Raw genomic sequence first — 15,767 nt, forward strand, 5'->3', positions numbered from 1 at the left:
AAACTACCATGTCTCCCGAGGGGCCCTCGCCCCGTCCCCCGCGTCCGCCCCCGCCACCGCCGTGGCGCATCGCGCGACTACCCTGCGGTTCAACCCGCTCTCAAGGAGGACGCCAGGTGCCGCAGACCCTCGACGCCGTCGCGGTACGCACCTGGTGCTCGCTGGCCCTGGAGGCGCTGGGCAGAGCCCGCGAGGAAATCGACGCGATCAACGTCTATCCGGTCGCGGACGGGGACACCGGCACCAATCTCTACCTGACCGTGGAATCCGCCGTTCAGGCCGTCGAAGCGGTGTTCACCGCACATGAGACCGTCACCGGCGCCGACGCTGCTCAGACCTCGGGACCCGATCTCGCGGACGCGGTACGGGCCATGGCGCACGGCGCCCTCATCGGCGCCCGGGGGAATTCCGGGACCATCCTGGCGCAGTTGCTGCGCGGGATGGCGCAGGTTTTTTCCGACCGGGCAGCCGACGCCGAGGGGCTGCGCCAGGCACTGCGCAGGGCCGCCGAATCGGCGTACCAGGCGGTCGCGCATCCCGTCGAGGGCACCGTCCTCACCGTCGCCACGGCGGCGGCCGAGGCCGCCGAGCGGGTGGGCGGAGACACCACCGCCGTGGTGCGCGCGGCGTACGAAGGGGCGCGCACCGCGCTCGACGCGACCCCCGGGCAGTTGGCGGTGCTGGGGCGGGCGGGCGTCGTGGACGCGGGCGGGCGGGGCCTGGTGGCCGTCCTCGGCGCGCTGGTCGAGGCGGTCTCGGGCGAGGCGGTCGCCGTACGCAAGAGGGAAGCCCCCGCGTCGCTGCCGCTTCCCGTGACCGACGACTGCCCCGCGGACGCGGAGTGGGCGGACGCGGCGCAGGAGGGCGGCCCGGCCTTCGAGGTGATCTACCTGCTGGAGGCGGACGACGCGGCGGTGGCCCGGCTGCGGACCCGCCTCGACGGGCTCGGGGACTCGCTCGTCGTGGTCGGCGGCGACGGCCTGTGGAACGTCCATGTGCACGTGGACGACGCGGGCGCCGCGGTGGAGGCGGGCGTCGAGGCCGGGCGGCCGTACCGGATCCGCATCACGCACTTCGCCGCCGACCGGGTCGCGGCGCCCCGCGAGAGGGCCCAGCGGGCGGTCGTCGCCGTCGTACCCGGTGAGGGCCTGGCGGGACTGTGCGCGGAGGCCGGCGCGACCACTGTGCTCGCGCGCCCGGGGGAGCCGCCCGCGAGCGGGGAGCTGGCGGAGGCGATCCGGCGCGCCCACGCGCGCGAGGTCGTCCTGCTGCCGAACGACGCCGACCTGCGGCACACGGCGGCCGCGGCGGCCGAGCAGGTCCGTACCGAAGGGGTACGGGTGGCCCTCATCCCGACCCGCGCGGCGGTCCAGGGCATCGCGGCCCTCGCCGTCCACGAACCGGACCGGCGCTTCGACGAGGACGTCGTGGCGATGACGTCGGCGGCGGGCGCCACTCGCTACGGCGAACTGACCATCGCCGAGCGGCAGTCGTGGACGATGGCCGGCATCTGCCAGGCCGGTGACGTGCTCGGTCTGATCGACGGCGACGTGGTCGTGATCGGGTCCGACCTGACAGCGGCGGCCCGCACGGTCCTGGACCGGATGCTGGCGGCGGGCGGGGAGATGGTCACGCTGGTGCTGGGGGAGGAGGCGCCGGCGGGGCTTGCGGAGTACCTGGAGGCGCACGTCCGGGAGTCCCACCTGGCGGTGGACACGGTCACGTACGACGGCGGCCGCCAGTCGTCCGCCCTACTGATCGGCGTCGAGTAGGCCTTTCCCTTCCCCCCGCCCCGCCCCTTCCTGCCTGCGACACTTGCGACTCCGCCACGTGGGGCTCCGCCCCAGACCCCGCTCCTCAAAGCCGGAGGGGCTGAATTTGCCCGGGCTGACCCACCCAGCCGGCTCGGCGGAGCCGGCTTCGCCGAGCCGGGGCCCTGGCCGAGGGGGCTCCGCCCACCTGCGGCTCCGCCCGAGTGGGCTTCGCCTCCTGGTCGGGATTGCCGCGCTCTGGGGACCCAGCTCCGGCAAAAACCAGCCCGTCCGGCGATTGAGGACACGCCCGCAGGGCGTCGGGGGTCCGGGGCGGGCCCTGGCGGCGGAGCCGTAAATGGCACAGCGGGAAGGGGCGGGGCGGGGAGGAAACCGGCTCTCGTGCCTGGAGACGTCGCCCGCTGTCAGAGCCATGGTGTGCAATGGATCCCGTGCCCGCGCTCGACGAACCACTCAAGAAGACGCTCGGCGGCACCACCGCGAAGGTGATGGCCGAGCACCTCGACCTGCACACGGTCGGTGACCTGCTGCACCACTACCCCCGGCGGTACGCCGAGCGCGGCGAGCTCACGCAGCTCGCCGACCTCCCGCTCGACGAGCACGCCACCGTTGTGGCGCAGGTCGCCGACGCCCGCGTCCTGCGGTTCAACAACGGCAAGGGCCAGCGCCTGGAGGTGACCCTCACCGACGGCAGCGGACGGCTCCAGCTGGTCTTCTTCGGCAAGTCGATCTACCACCACCAGAAGGAACTGCTGCCGGGCCGCCGCGGCATGTTCTCCGGCAAGGTCGGCATGTTCCGCAACATCCGCCAGCTCTCCCACCCGGCGTACGAAATGCTCGGCAAGGACAGCGGCGCCGACGCCGTCGAGGCCTGGGCCAACCAGCTCATCCCGCTCTACCCCGCCTGCGCCCAGATGGAGAGCTGGAAGATCGCCAAGACGGTCGACGTCGTCCTGGCCTCGATGGAGGCCACCGGCTGGCAGGAGATCGCCGACCCCCTGCCGCCCGCCCTGCGCGAAGGCCGTGGGCTCACCGACCTGCCCGACGCGTTCCGCAAGGTCCACCGCCCGCGCACCAAGGCGGACATCGAAGAGGCGCGGGACCGGCTCAAGTGGGACGAGGCGTTCGTACTCCAAGTCGCGCTCGCCCGGCGCCGGTTCGACGAAACCCAGCTCCCCGCCGTCGCCCGCCGCCCCACCCCCGGCGGCCTGCTCGACGCCTTCGACGCCAAGCTGCCCTTCACCCTCACCGACGGCCAGCAGAAGGTCTCCAAGGAGATCTTCGACGACCTGGCCACCGAACACCCCATGCACCGCCTCCTCCAGGGCGAGGTGGGCAGCGGGAAGACCATGGTCGCGCTGCGCGCCATGCTCGCCGTCGTCGATGCGGGCGGTCAGGCCGCGATGCTCGCGCCCACCGAAGTGCTCGCCCAGCAGCACCACCGGTCCATCACCGAGATGATGGGCGAGCTGGCCGAGGGCGGCCTGCTCGGCGGCGCCGAGCAGGGCACCAAGGTCGTACTGCTCACCGGCTCCATGGGCATGCCCGCCCGCCGTCGGGCCCTGCTCGACCTGGTCACCGGTGAGGCCGGCATCGTCATCGGTACGCACGCGCTGATCGAGGACAAGGTCCAGTTCCACGATCTGGGTCTCGTCGTGGTCGACGAGCAGCACCGCTTCGGCGTCGAGCAGCGCGACGCCCTGCGCTCCAAGGGCAAGCAGCCTCCGCACCTGCTCGTGATGACGGCGACCCCCATCCCGCGCACGGTCGCGATGACCGTCTTCGGCGACCTGGAGACCTCGGTCCTCGACCAGCTCCCGGCCGGCCGCTCGCCCATCGCCACCCACGTCGTCCCGGCCAAGGACAAGCCGCACTTCCTCGCCCGCGCGTGGGAGCGCGTGCGCGAAGAAGTGGAGAACGGGCACCAGGCGTACGTCGTCTGCCCCCGCATCGGCGACGACGAGGACGCCCCGAAGGGAGCGAAGGGCGCCAAGAAGAACGTCGCGGCCGCGGACGAGGACCCCGAGAAGCGGCCGCCGCTCGCGGTCCTGGAGATCGCCGAGCAAATCGCCGCCGGTCCCCTCAAGGGCCTGCGCGTCGAGGTCCTGCACGGGCGGATGCAGCCCGACGACAAGGACGACGTGATGCGCCGCTTCTCCGCGGGCGACGTGGACGTGCTGGTCGCCACGACCGTCATCGAGGTCGGCGTGAACGTCCCCAACGCCACCGCGATGGTGATCATGGATGCCGACCGGTTCGGCGTGTCCCAGCTGCACCAGCTGCGCGGCCGGGTGGGCCGTGGCTCGGCCCCCGGGCTGTGTCTGCTGGTCAGCGAGATGCACGAGGCGAGCCCGGCCCGCGCCCGGCTGGCTGCCGTGGCCGCCACCCTGGACGGTTTCGAGCTCTCCCGCATCGACCTCGAACAGCGCCGCGAGGGCGACGTACTCGGCCAGGCCCAGTCCGGTGTCCGGTCGTCCCTGCGGATGCTCGCCGTCATCGACGACGAGGAGGTCATCGTGGCGGCCCGCGAGGAGGCCGTCGCCGTCGTCACCGCCGACCCCGGGCTCGAAGGGCTCCCGGAGCTGCGCACCGCCCTCGACGCCCTGCTGGACAAGGAGAGGGAGCAGTACCTCGACAAGGGCTGACAATGGGTGCAGCATCCGTTCCACCCACAGCTCACAACCCTAGGAACCGACACCCATGACCCGCGTGATCGCCGGCACGGCCGGCGGACGCCGCCTGGCCGTCCCGCCGGGCAACGGCACCCGCCCCACATCCGACCGCGCGCGCGAGGGCATGTTCTCCACCTGGGAGTCGCTGCTCGGCACGCTCGAGGGCATCAGGATCGCCGACCTGTACGCCGGCTCGGGCGCCGTGGGCCTGGAGGCGCTCTCGCGCGGCGCCGTGCACGCCCTGCTGGTCGAGGCCGACAGCCGGGCCGCCCGCACCGTCCGCGACAACGTCCGCACGCTGGGCCTGCCCGGTGCCGAAGTCCGGGCGGGCAAAGCGGAGCAGATCGTCACAGGCCCGGCGCCCGAGACCCCGTACGACGTGGTGTTCCTCGACCCGCCGTACGCCGTCACCGATGACGATCTTCGCGAGATCCTCCTCACACTCCGCACTCAGGGCTGGCTTGCGGACGACGCCGTAGCCACCGTGGAGCGCAGCACAAGAGGTGGAGAATTCAACTGGCCCAAGGGATTTGAACCATTGCGGGCCCGTCGCTACGGCGAGGGGACGCTTTGGTACGGTCGCGCCGCCTCTACGTGCGAAGACGCACGATGACCGGACCGGAGAGCGAGGGACTACAGATGCGCCGCGCAGTCTGTCCCGGGTCATTCGACCCGATCACCAATGGACATCTCGACATCATTGCCCGCGCCTCCAAGCTGTACGACGTCGTACACGTCGCGGTGATGATCAATCAGTCCAAGCAGGGACTCTTCACGGTCGAGGAGCGGATCGACCTCATCCGCGAGATCACCGCCGAGTTCGGCAACGTCGAGGTCGAGTCCTTCCACGGCCTCCTCGTCGACTTCTGCAAGCAGCGCGACATCCCGGCCATCGTGAAGGGCCTGCGCGCGGTCAGCGACTTCGACTACGAGCTTCAGATGGCCCAGATGAACAACGGCCTCTCGGGTGTCGAGACCCTGTTCGTCCCCACCAACCCCACCTACAGCTTCCTCTCCTCCAGCCTGGTCAAGGAGGTCGCGGCCTGGGGCGGCGACGTCTCCCACCTCGTACCGCCGCGGGTTCTCGGCGCTCTCACCGAGCGTCTCGCGAAGAAGTGACAACCTGACGGAACGTCATCAGGTGTCGGGCGGGGGCCGACTGCCCGTACAGTCGTCCCGTCCGTCTCCAGCCGGAAGAACAGGTGGCGAGCACACGGTGGACGTGCAGAAGAAGCTCGACGAGATCGTCGAAGCGGTGGGCAGCGCCCGGTCCATGCCCATGTCGGCCTCGTGCGTGGTCAACCGCGCCGATCTGCTCTCGATGCTCGAAGAGGTGCGCCAGGCCCTGCCGGGTTCCCTCGCGCAGGCCCAGGAGCTGCTCGGCGGCCACGAGCAGATGGCCGAGCAGGCCCGCCAGGAGGCCGAGCGGATCATCGAGTCCGCACACGCCCAGCGCGGCTCGCTCATCTCCGACACCGAGGTCGCCCGCCGTTCCCAGGAAGAGGCCGACCGCATCCTCGGCGACGCCCGCCGGGACGCCGAGGAGATCCGCGCCGAGGCCGACGAGTACGTCGACTCCAAGCTCGCGAACTTCGAGGTCGTCCTCACCAAGACCCTCGGCTCCGTCGACCGCGGCCGCGAGAAGCTGCTCGGCCGCGGCCCCGGCCTCGACGACCAGGGTTACGCCGACGAGGAAGCGCCGGAGCGCAGCCACGACCCGGAGACCCTGCGGCAGCGGGCGGACGAGTACGTCGACACCAAGCTCGGCGCCTTCGAGGCCGTGCTCTCCAAGACCCTGGAAGCGGTCGGCCGCGGCCGGCAGAAGCTGCACGGGCGGGTCGCCTCGGACGAGCTCGGCGCGCACATGGTGGCCCAGGACGAGGCCGGAGCGCAGCGCAGCAGCGACGCAGACTTCCTCGCCGACCTGGCCGAGCCGCAGGCCGTCGCGCCGGCGCCCGGGCAGCAGCACCTGCCGCAGCTCCCCGAGCAGCAGCAGGCCCCACAGATCCCCGCGCAGCAGCCGTACGACCCGTACGCGTACCAGCAGCCGCAACAGCAGCCGGACCCCTACGCGTATCAGCAGGCTCACGACCCGTACGCCGCTCAGCAGCCGGATCCGTACGCCTACCAGCAGGACTCCTACGCGTACCAGCAGCAGGGCTACGACCAGGGCCAGGGTCAGGGCTACGGCCAGCAGGCGCAGCCGGCCGGGCATCTTCCCCAGCAGCAGGCCGCTCTCGACGAGACCAGTCTGTTCGACACGAGCATGATCGACCTCGATCAGCTGCGGGAGTACGAGCAGGGGCGCTAGGGGACCGATTGGGCCCTGGGCGAAGCGTCAAGTATCCTGGCTCTTCGGTCGCGCGTATGCCCGCGATCTCGGCTGCCCGCTTCGCCTCCGCGACAGCGACACGGCGGCCCACCACAGCGAACCGAAAGCAGGAAGACCCCTGAACGCCCACCTCGACCACCGCAACCCCCTCGTGTTCGACACACACGAGCTGGGCCGGCGTCCCGGTGCGCTCCAGCGGCTGACCCGCTCGGTGGCTGCCCCCAAGGACTTCGGTATCGAAGGAGTCATCGCTGTGCCCGAGGGCGCACCGGTGAATCTCAGGCTCCGCCTCGAATCCGTCATGGAAGGGGTGCTTGTCACAGGCACCGCCCGTGCGACGGCCGAGGGGGAGTGCGTAAGGTGTCTGGAGCCGCTGAAGCTCGACGTTGCAGCGGATTTCCAGGAGATGTTCTCGTACCCTGCCGCCGATGACCGGGGCCGCTCAAAAGCGGAACCGGCCGACGACGACGAGGACGACGAGGACAGGCTCTACCTCGAGGACGGTCTGTTCGACCTCGAGTCCGTGCTGCGTGATGCGGTAGTGCTCGCACTGCCGATGCAGCCGGTGTGCCGGGAGGACTGTCCCGGCCTGTGCCCGCAGTGCGGGATCAGGCTGGACGAGAACCCTGGGCACGATCACGACGCCGTCGACATTCGATGGGCGGCACTGCAAGGACTCGCCGGGACCAACCAGGACGGCGAGAAGGACAACATTGGCGACGCCGCCGAGTCGGGCGTCGACGAGAAGCAGGAGAAGTAGCCGTGGCTGTTCCGAAGCGGAAGATGTCGCGCAGCAACACGCGCCACCGCCGGTCGCAGTGGAAGGCTGCGGTCCCCACCCTGGTTTCGTGTGAGCGTTGCCAGGAGCCGAAGCTCCAGCACATCGCGTGCCCGAGCTGCGGCACGTACAACAAGCGCCAGGTCCTCGAGGTCTGAGCGGCTGGTGAGAGGCACGATGTCTGACGCCAAGAAGCCGGCGGAGAACACGGCCTCGTCCCACACGCTTCTGGAAGGGCGGCTCGGGTATCAGCTCGAGTCCGCCCTTCTGGTGCGTGCGCTGACCCATCGTTCGTACGCGTACGAGAACGGCGGTCTGCCCACCAACGAGCGCCTCGAGTTCCTCGGGGATTCCGTGCTCGGCCTGGTGGTCACGGACACGCTGTACCGGACCCACCCCGATCTGCCCGAAGGCCAGCTGGCCAAACTGCGGGCCGCGGTGGTCAATTCTCGTGCACTGGCGGAGGTGGGTCGCGGCCTCGAACTCGGCTCCTTCATCCGGCTCGGCCGGGGCGAAGAGGGCACGGGTGGCAGGGACAAGGCATCCATCCTCGCCGACACCCTTGAAGCGGTGATCGGCGCGGTCTATCTCGACCAGGGTCTCGGAGCCGCATCGGAACTGGTGCACCGGCTCTTCGATCCACTGATCGAGAAGTCTTCGAGCCTCGGTGCGGGCCTGGACTGGAAGACCAGTCTCCAGGAACTCACCGCGAGCGAGGGCCTCGGCGTACCCGAGTACCTCGTCTCGGAGACCGGACCGGATCACGAGAAGACCTTCACTGCTGCTGCCCGCGTCGGTGGTGTCTCGTACGGCACCGGCACCGGCCGCAGCAAGAAGGAAGCGGAACAGCAGGCGGCGGAGTCCGCGTGGCGCGCGATTCGCGCGGCCGCGGACGAGCGTGAGGCGGCGGCCGGGGTCGCTGCCGAACCGACGGCCGGCGCCTGAGTCACACGCACTGCCCGCTGTGCCCCCTGCCGGGATCCGGCAGGGGGCACAGCGGTATTCTGTGTCCGTGCCCGAGCTGCCCGAAGTTGAAGTCGTACGACGCGGGTTGGAGCGCTGGGTCACCGGCCGCACCGTCTGTGAGGTGCAGGTGCTGCACCCCCGGGCCGTACGCCGCCACCTCGCCGGCGGCGAGGACTTCGCCGTACGCCTCAAGGGGCACCGCATCGGGGCCGCGCGCCGCCGCGGCAAGTACCTGTGGCTGCCGCTCGAGGACACCGACGCCTCGGTCCTCGGCCACCTCGGGATGAGCGGCCAGCTGCTCGTACAGCCGGAAGCAGTCCCCGACGAGAAGCATCTGCGCATCCGGGTCCGCTTCGACGACGCTCTCGGTACGGAGCTTCGCTTCGTCGACCAGCGCACCTTCGGCGGGCTCTCGCTGCACGACAATTCGCCCGACGGGCTCCCCGACGTCATCGCGCACATCGCGCGCGACCCCCTGGACCCGGCCTTCGACGACGCCGCTTTCTGTACGGCGCTGCGCCTGCGCCGTACGACGGTCAAGCGCGCCCTGCTCGACCAGTCACTGATCAGCGGCGTCGGCAACATCTACGCGGACGAGGCGCTGTGGCGCGCGCGGCTGCACTACGAGCGCCCCACCGCGACTCTCACGCGCCCCCGTGCGGCCGAGCTCCTCGGTCACGCGCGGGACGTCATGAACGCCGCGCTCGCCGTCGGCGGCACGAGCTTCGACAGCCTGTACGTGAATGTGAACGGCGAATCGGGCTACTTCGAGCGGTCGCTGGACGCGTACGGGCGTGAGGACGAGCCCTGCCGCCGCTGCGGCACGGCGATGCGCCGGCGCCCATGGATGAACCGCTCCAGTTACTTCTGCCCGCGTTGTCAGCGCCCTCCGCGCGTCTCGTCGTAACGCGCGCGCGGTCAGTACCTCGGGCATGCGCCCGCCGGCCGGTGAACAGATCAACGCGAAGGCCCCCGTCGCCGTGGACGGGGGCCTTCGTGGTGCGTGTGCGAGCGGGTCAGAAGCCGAAATTCTGAGTCCACCAGGGGCCGCCGGGTGCCATGTGCACGCCGACGCCCAAGGTCTTGAAGTCGCAGTTCAGTATGTTCGCCCGGTGGCCTTCGCTGTTCATCCAGGCGTCCATCACCGCCTGGGCGTCGGCCTGGCCGCGGGCTATGTTCTCGCCGCCCAGGCCATCGACGCCCGCCTTGTCGGCGCGGTCCCAGGGGGACGCCCCGTCCGGGTCGGTGTGGTCGAAGAAGTCACGGGCGGCCATGTCCTCGCTGAAGTTCTGGGCCAGCGAGGCCAACGCGCCGTCGGCCCGTACCGGGCTGCACCCTGCCGACGCCCGCTCCTGGTTGACCAGGTTCAGTACGGCCGCCTCGGCGGCGGTCTCGGCGCCGGAGCCAGCGGCGTTGCCGGTCCCCGGCGGCTTCACCGTCGGGGCGGGCACGACGCGCTCGGGCTTCGCGGTCTTCCGGGACTCGGCCGGCTTCTCCGTGGGCTTGTCCGCGGCCGTCTCCCGCTCGGAAGGCTTGGCGGACGGCTTTGCCGAGGGCTTGTCCGCGGACTTGCTGGGCTTGGAGGGCTTCGGCGCGGGGGCCTTCGACGGCGCGTGCGCACGCCCGGTGTCCTCTGCGGCGGGCGTCGTCGCCGTGTCAGTGGGCTGCGCCGTGCTGCCGCCCTGGGTCTCGAGGTCGGCCGCGCCCTCGGCGCGGACCCGGTCTCCCGAGCCGCCGCTGAAGGAGTAGTTCTCCGCGCCGGGAACCAGCCCGGAGGCGACGGCCACCGCGCCCATGGCCACGGCGGCGGATACGCCGAGCAGTCCGGTGCGTACGGGCGCGGCCCGCTTCTTCCGGCGGCGCGCACCACCCTGGTGCCGGCCTGCCGGGGCGTCCGCGTGGTCTGCTGCTACCGATCCGGCGGCGGAGCGACGATGGCGTCCCATCTGCTGTGCCTTCCTCAATGCTTACTCGACGCGGTCAACGTCAATGCGCCTCACCCGAACGAGTGAGGCCTCATTTCGTCGGGACTGTACGCCATGACGCGTGGGGGCGAAGTGCCTCGTGAGCAATTGGCCAGTTAGCGTGCAGCCATGAACGAAGATGTGCGGCTCACCGCCTGGGTACGCGGCCGAGTACAGGGAGTGGGCTTCCGCTGGTTCACCAGGGCAAACGCTCTGGAAATCGGCGGCATCGCCGGCTTCGCACTCAACCTGGACGACGGCCGGGTACAGGTGGTGGCAGAGGGGGCACGTGAGAATTGCCACCGTCTGCTGGAATGGCTGCGCTCGGACGACACTCCCGGGCGGGTCGACGGAGTGACCGAGATCTGGGGCACACCGCGCGGCGGTTATGAGGGCTTCGCGATTCGGTGATCAATCCCGGCGCGGGGGCGCCTCCGGCGCATTCCGCGCGCCCCCGTGACAGGTGCCTGGGACAGAAACGACCTGGTGGTTGCCAAGAAACGCGTGTCGTGGAAAGCTGCCGGAGTACGGATGATCTCTACGCCCCCAGGGCCCCGCAGAAGAGGCGGCACCGCGCATTCGGCGGCTGCACGCTCCCGGGCTGCCCAGTGATGCGGGGCGTGATCGTGTTGACCGTCAAACTTTTTGGTGAGACTCTGGAAGCCCCGCGCACCTTAGCTGTTTGGCATTGAGAACAACAGAGATGACAAGCACCGCGGGTGCGATTCCCTCACGACCCACCACCGCTTCGGTCGGTCACTCAGTGTGGAGGACCATCCATCATGGCAAAGGCGCTTCTCGGTTACGTCGGCGGCTCCGACCCGCGACTCCTCGCCGAGATGCGACGGCTTCAGCAGCGCGTTCAGGATCTTGAATCCGAGCTCAACCGGATTCAGTCCGAGAACGACGCGCTCAGCGCCGCCGCTCACCACCGCGGAGATTCGCTGCTCGACAGCATCGACATCGACGTACCCCAGGCGGAGCCTGCGCTCACCTGACACGGCTCGTAGGAGAATCCGAGCCCGTCAGGCTGTCCGTATCAGCCGCTTGAGATCTGCTCAAGATCTATCCAGCAAGACATTGCAAGGGACGCTTCGGCGTCCCTTCTTTTTTTGCGTCCCGTATGTAGACCTCTTCCCTTACCGTCTGATGTGCCCTGCACCTTCATGGGTGAAACCGGCGGTGAAAGGTAGAGTGCGGCGGTGCATCTCAAGGCCATGACTCTCCGCGGTTTCAAATCATTCGCATCGGCCACGACGCTCCGGTTCGAACCAGGGATCACCTGTGTCGTCGGCCCCAATGGCTCGGGCAAGTCCAACGTGGTGGACGCCCTGTCCTGGGTGATGGGAGAGCAGGGAGCGAAGTCGCTGCGCGGCGGCAAGATGGAGGACGTCATCTTCGCCGGGACGACCGGGCGGCCCCCGCTCGGCCGCGCCGAGGTCTCGCTGACCATCGACAACTCGGACGGCGCGCTGCCCATCGAGTACGCCGAAGTCACCATTACGCGGATCATGTTCCGCAACGGCGGCAGCGAATACCAGATCAATGGCGATACGTGCCGGCTGCTCGATATCCAGGAGCTGCTCTCCGACTCCGGCATAGGGCGCGAGATGCACGTGATCGTCGGGCAGGGGCAGCTCGACTCCGTACTGCATGCCGATCCGATGGGCCGCAGGGCGTTCATCGAGGAGGCCGCGGGCGTTCTCAAGCACCGTAAGCGGAAAGAGAAAGCGCTGCGGAAGCTGGACGCGATGCAGGCGAATCTCTCGCGCGTGCAGGACCTGACCGACGAACTGCGGCGGCAGCTCAAGCCGTTGGGGCGGCAGGCGGCAGTGGCGCGGCGGGCCGCCGTCATCCAGGCCGACCTGCGCGACTCCAGGCTGCGGCTGCTCGCCGACGACCTGGTGAAGCTGCGCGACGCACTGAGCGCGGAGATCGCCGACGAGGCGGCGCTCAAGGAGCGCAAGGACGCGGCCGAGGCGCAGCTGAAGGCCGCGTTGGCGCGCGAGGCGGACCTGGAGGAAGAGGTACGCCGCCTCGCTCCGCGACTGCAGCGGGCGCAGCAGACCTGGTACGAGCTGTCGCAGCTGACGGAACGGGTGCGCGGCACGGTCTCGCTCGCCGACGCCCGGGTGAAGAGCGCGACGGCCCCGCAGGAGGAGGAGCGGCGCGGGCGCGATCCCGAGGACATGGAGCGCGAGGCGGCAAGGATCCGTGAGCAGGAGGCGGAGCTCGAAGCCGCGCTGGAGGCGGCGCAGCGGGCGCTGGAGGATACGGTCGAGCACCGCGCCGAACTCGAACGCGAGCTGGCGTCCGAGGAGCGCAGGCTGAAGGACGTGGCGCGGGCCATCGCCGACCGGCGTGAGGGGCTCGCGCGGCTGAGCGGCCAGGCCGGCGCGGCCCGCAGCCGAGCCGGTTCCGCCCAGGCGGAGATCGACCGGCTGGCCGCCGCGCACGAAGGTGCCCAGGAGCGGGCCGTAGCCGCGCAGGAGGAGTACGAGCAGCTCAGGGCCGAAGTGGAGGGGCTGGACGAGGGCGAATCCGACCTGGCCGCGCAGTACGAGGCGGCCAGGCGGGAACTCGCCGAGGCGGAGGCCGGGCTCACGGAGGCCCGGGAGGCGGCCACCTCCGCCGAGCGCCGCCGGGCGGCGATGTCCGCGCGGCACGACGCGCTGGCCCTGGGGCTGCGGCGTAAGGACGGCACGGGCGCACTGCTCGGCGCTCAGCCCCGGCTGACCGGCCTGCTGGGCCCGGCGGCGGAGCTCCTCACGGTGGCCCCCGGCTACGAGATCCCGGTGGCGGCGGCGCTGGGCGCGGCGGCCGACGCGATCGCGGTGTCCGACCCGGCCGCGGCCGCCGAAGCGATCCGCCTCCTGCGCAAACAGGACGCGGGCCGGGCGGTACTCCTGCCGGGCGCGCCTGCCGCCCCGGCTGCCGCACGCGTCCCCGCAGGGTCGGCGGCGTACGCGGAGAGAGACGCCGGCATCTCGGTGGCCGTCGGCGGTCCGCCCGACCGGACGGCCGACGCGGGGGCCGCGAACTCCGCCGGGGGCGACAGGGAGTCCGCTGCCACGGCAAGGGTCGGCAGTGCGCCGCGCCACGCGGTCGGCGCCGACTCGACGGGTACGTGGGGCGAGCGGGACGAGGACGCGGTTCCTGGGGAGGGGCCCGGCGCCGGCGGTCCGACTGGTCCGCGCGACGCGGCCTCTGGTGCAGGTGGGGTTGCTGCGACGGGCGGTCTGCCGGGCCAGGCAGCCGGCGTCGGCGCCGGTTCGGCTGGTGCGGGCGGTAAGGATGCCGCTCGACGCGGGCCGGGGGCTTTGCACGGCGTGCCCGGGCAGGGTGGCGGGTCCGGGACGGGGGGCGGGGCCGCAGGTGTGCCCGGTGAGCCGGGGCAGGAGCACGGCGCCCGGCAGGTGGCCGTGGTCGCGCCCCGGCAGGAGGGCAGTGCCGCTCCGGCCGTTGCCGATCTCCTGCGGGGGCCCGTCGAGCTGATGCCCGCCGTGCGGCGGCTCGTGCGGGACATGGTGGTCGTCGGAACACTGGAGGACGCGGAGGATCTGATCGCCGCCCGGCCGGGGCTGACCGCTGTGACCGCCGAGGGGGATGTCCTGGGGGCGTACTTCGCGCACGGCGGGTCGGCCGGGGCGCCGAGTCTGCTGGAAGTGCAGGCCTCCGTCGACGAGGCCGCCGCCGAGCTGGAGGAGCTGGCCGTACGGTGCGAGGAGCTGGCGGGAGCGCAGCACCGGGCGGGGGAGCGGCGTGACGCGTGCGCCGCGCTCGTCGAGGAGCTGGCCCAGCGGCGCCGCGCCGCCGACCGGGAGAAGTCGGGCGTCGCGCAGCAGCTCGGGCGGCTCGCCGGGCAGGCGCGCGGAGCCGTCGGCGAGGCCGAGCGGTCGGCCGCTGCCGCCGCCCGCGCCCAGGAGTCCCTGGAGCGGGCCACCGAGGAGGCGCAGGAGCTGGCCGAGCGGTTGCTGGTGGCCGAGGAAGCGCCAATGGAGGAAGAGCCGGACACTTCGGTCCGGGACCGGCTCGCCGCCGACGGGGCCAACGCCCGCCAGACCGAGATGGAGGCCCGCCTCCAGGCCCGTACGCACGAAGAGCGGGTGAAAGGCCTCGCCGGACGCGCCGACGCCCTCGACCGGGGGGCGCGCGCGGAGCGTGAGGCGCGGGCGCGCGCCGAGCAACGGCGCGCCCGGCTGCGCCACGAGGCACAGGTCGCGGCGGCCGTCGCGGCGGGCGCGCGTCAGCTGCTGGCCCATGCAGAGGTGTCGCTCGTACGGGCCGACGAGGAGCGGGCCGCGGCCGAGGCGGCCAAGGCGGACCGCGAGCGCGAACTGGCTGCCGAGCGTGGCCGCGGCCGCGATCTCAAGGGTGAGCTCGACAAGTTGACTGATTCGGTTCACCGCGGCGAGGTACTCGGCGCCGAGAAACGGTTGCGCATCGAGCAGCTGGAGACCAAGGCGCTGGAGGAACTGGGCGTGGAACCGACGGGACTGGTGGCGGAGTACGGGCCCGACCAGCCCGTACCGCCGTCGCCGCCCGCCGAGGGCGAGGAGGTGCCGGAGGATCCCGAGGACCCCCGCAACCAGCCGCAGCCGTTCGTGCGCGGGGAGCAGGAGAAGCGGCTCCGGGCGGCCGAACGGGCGTACCAGCAGCTCGGGAAGGTGAATCCGCTGGCCCTTGAGGAGTTCACGGCACTGGAGGAGCGCCACAAGTTTCTGTCCGAGCAACTTGAAGACCTGAAGAAGACGCGCACCGACCTGATGCAGGTGATCAAGGAGGTCGACGAGCGCGTCGAGCAGGTCTTCAGCGAGGCGTTCCGGGACACGGCCCGGGAGTTCGAAGGGGTCTTCTCGCGGCTCTTCCCGGGCGGCGAGGGGCGGCTGGTTCTGACGGATCCCGACAACATGCTCACCACGGGGGTGGACGTAGAGGCCAGACCGCCCGGCAAGAAGGTCAAGCGGCTCTCGCTGCTGTCGGGCGGCGAGAGGTCGCTGACCGCGGTGGCCATGCTGGTGTCGATCTTCAAGGCCAGACCGAGCCCGTTCTACGTGATGGACGAGGTCGAGGCCGCGCTCGACGACACCAACCTCCAGCGGCTCATCCGGATCATGGAGGAGCTCCAGGAGAGCTCGCAGCTGATCGTGATCACTCACCAGAAGCGGACGATGGAGGTCGCAGACGCGCTGTACGGCGTCTCCATGCAAGGGGACGGCGTGTCCAAGGTCATCAGCCAGCGTCTTCGCTGAGCCTGGCGGCTGCTCGCCAGCATCTTCAAAT

General features: G+C 71.0%; 13 protein-coding genes. 12 read left to right on the forward strand and 1 reads right to left on the reverse strand.

The genetic code is table 11. The annotated features are described in order from the left end of the window. Window positions 1–8: 8 nt before the first annotated feature. From AC1P0E_RS24525 to mutM, 9 genes are all read left to right on the forward strand, one after another. The gene (locus tag AC1P0E_RS24525) at window positions 9–1,772 is read left to right on the forward strand and encodes a DAK2 domain-containing protein (RefSeq protein ID WP_482744278.1); all 1,764 of its coding nucleotides are present in this window, start codon (window positions 9–11) and stop codon (window positions 1,770–1,772) included. Between the two features lie 422 nt (window positions 1,773–2,194). Beyond that, on the forward strand, window positions 2,195–4,417 hold the full coding sequence (gene recG, locus AC1P0E_RS24530) for an ATP-dependent DNA helicase RecG (protein ID WP_482744279.1): 2,223 nt from the start codon (window positions 2,195–2,197) through the stop codon (window positions 4,415–4,417). 55 nt (window positions 4,418–4,472) lie between these two features. Continuing rightward, window positions 4,473–5,057, forward strand: coding sequence for a 16S rRNA (guanine(966)-N(2))-methyltransferase RsmD (gene rsmD, locus AC1P0E_RS24535; RefSeq protein WP_482744280.1), 585 nt, complete (start codon window positions 4,473–4,475; stop codon window positions 5,055–5,057). A 26-nt stretch (window positions 5,058–5,083) separates the two neighbouring features. Beyond that, window positions 5,084–5,563 (forward strand): pantetheine-phosphate adenylyltransferase, encoded by a 480-nt coding sequence (coaD, locus tag AC1P0E_RS24540; RefSeq protein ID WP_482744281.1) that lies wholly within the window; start codon window positions 5,084–5,086, stop codon window positions 5,561–5,563. A 97-nt stretch (window positions 5,564–5,660) separates the two neighbouring features. Further along, complete coding sequence (locus AC1P0E_RS24545) at window positions 5,661–6,755, forward strand: ATP synthase subunit B family protein (protein ID WP_482744282.1); 1,095 nt, start codon at window positions 5,661–5,663, stop codon at window positions 6,753–6,755. 139 nt (window positions 6,756–6,894) lie between these two features. After that, window positions 6,895–7,536: a YceD family protein gene (locus AC1P0E_RS24550; protein WP_482745886.1), complete on the forward strand. Its 642-nt coding sequence runs from the start codon at window positions 6,895–6,897 to the stop codon at window positions 7,534–7,536. A gap of 2 nt (window positions 7,537–7,538) precedes the next feature. Further along, window positions 7,539–7,712 carry a 50S ribosomal protein L32 gene (gene rpmF, locus AC1P0E_RS24555; RefSeq protein WP_003965982.1) on the forward strand — a complete coding sequence of 58 codons (174 nt, stop codon included), beginning with the start codon at window positions 7,539–7,541 and terminating at the stop codon, window positions 7,710–7,712. Window positions 7,713–7,731: 19 nt separating this feature from the next. Beyond that, on the forward strand, window positions 7,732–8,499 hold the full coding sequence (rnc, locus tag AC1P0E_RS24560) for a ribonuclease III (protein ID WP_482744283.1): 768 nt from the start codon (window positions 7,732–7,734) through the stop codon (window positions 8,497–8,499). A gap of 67 nt (window positions 8,500–8,566) precedes the next feature. After that, window positions 8,567–9,427 carry a bifunctional DNA-formamidopyrimidine glycosylase/DNA-(apurinic or apyrimidinic site) lyase gene (mutM, locus tag AC1P0E_RS24565; protein ID WP_482744284.1) on the forward strand — a complete coding sequence of 287 codons (861 nt, stop codon included), beginning with the start codon at window positions 8,567–8,569 and terminating at the stop codon, window positions 9,425–9,427. Between the two features lie 109 nt (window positions 9,428–9,536). Here the strand turns inward: mutM and AC1P0E_RS24570 are convergent, their stop codons facing one another. Continuing rightward, window positions 9,537–10,466, reverse strand: a complete 930-nt coding sequence (locus AC1P0E_RS24570) for a CAP domain-containing protein (RefSeq protein ID WP_482744285.1) — start codon at window positions 10,464–10,466, stop codon at window positions 9,537–9,539. A 147-nt stretch (window positions 10,467–10,613) separates the two neighbouring features. On the opposite strand from AC1P0E_RS24570, the gene AC1P0E_RS24575 reads away from it, so the two are divergent. The 3 genes from AC1P0E_RS24575 to AC1P0E_RS24585 all read left to right on the forward strand — a co-directional run bounded on the left by AC1P0E_RS24575 (window position 10,614) and on the right by AC1P0E_RS24585 (window position 15,736). Then, window positions 10,614–10,895 (forward strand): acylphosphatase, encoded by a 282-nt coding sequence (locus AC1P0E_RS24575; RefSeq protein ID WP_482744286.1) that lies wholly within the window; start codon window positions 10,614–10,616, stop codon window positions 10,893–10,895. Window positions 10,896–11,266: 371 nt separating this feature from the next. Beyond that, window positions 11,267–11,482, forward strand: a complete 216-nt coding sequence (locus AC1P0E_RS24580) for a hypothetical protein (RefSeq protein WP_028814575.1) — start codon at window positions 11,267–11,269, stop codon at window positions 11,480–11,482. A gap of 204 nt (window positions 11,483–11,686) precedes the next feature. Continuing rightward, on the forward strand, window positions 11,687–15,736 hold the full coding sequence (locus AC1P0E_RS24585; protein WP_482744287.1) for an AAA family ATPase: 4,050 nt from the start codon (window positions 11,687–11,689) through the stop codon (window positions 15,734–15,736). Window positions 15,737–15,767: the final 31 nt, after the last annotated feature.

Source organism: Streptomyces sp. TRD_SC_5 (genome assembly GCF_056836825.1).

Excerpts from the sequence above, each read along its gene's own strand:
- AC1P0E_RS24525 (WP_482744278.1), top strand. The coding sequence starts at position 9 with ATGTCTCCCGAGGGGCCCTCGCCCCGTCCCCCGCGTCCGCCCCCGCCA.
- recG (WP_482744279.1), top strand. The coding sequence starts at position 2,195 with ATGGATCCCGTGCCCGCGCTCGACGAACCACTCAAGAAGACGCTCGGC.
- rsmD (WP_482744280.1), top strand. The coding sequence starts at position 4,473 with ATGACCCGCGTGATCGCCGGCACGGCCGGCGGACGCCGCCTGGCCGTC.
- coaD (WP_482744281.1), top strand. The coding sequence starts at position 5,084 with ATGCGCCGCGCAGTCTGTCCCGGGTCATTCGACCCGATCACCAATGGA.
- rnc (WP_482744283.1), top strand. The coding sequence starts at position 7,732 with ATGTCTGACGCCAAGAAGCCGGCGGAGAACACGGCCTCGTCCCACACG.
- AC1P0E_RS24570 (WP_482744285.1), bottom strand. The coding sequence starts at position 10,466 with ATGGGACGCCATCGTCGCTCCGCCGCCGGATCGGTAGCAGCAGACCAC.
- AC1P0E_RS24575 (WP_482744286.1), top strand. The coding sequence starts at position 10,614 with ATGAACGAAGATGTGCGGCTCACCGCCTGGGTACGCGGCCGAGTACAG.
- AC1P0E_RS24580 (WP_028814575.1), top strand. The coding sequence starts at position 11,267 with ATGGCAAAGGCGCTTCTCGGTTACGTCGGCGGCTCCGACCCGCGACTC.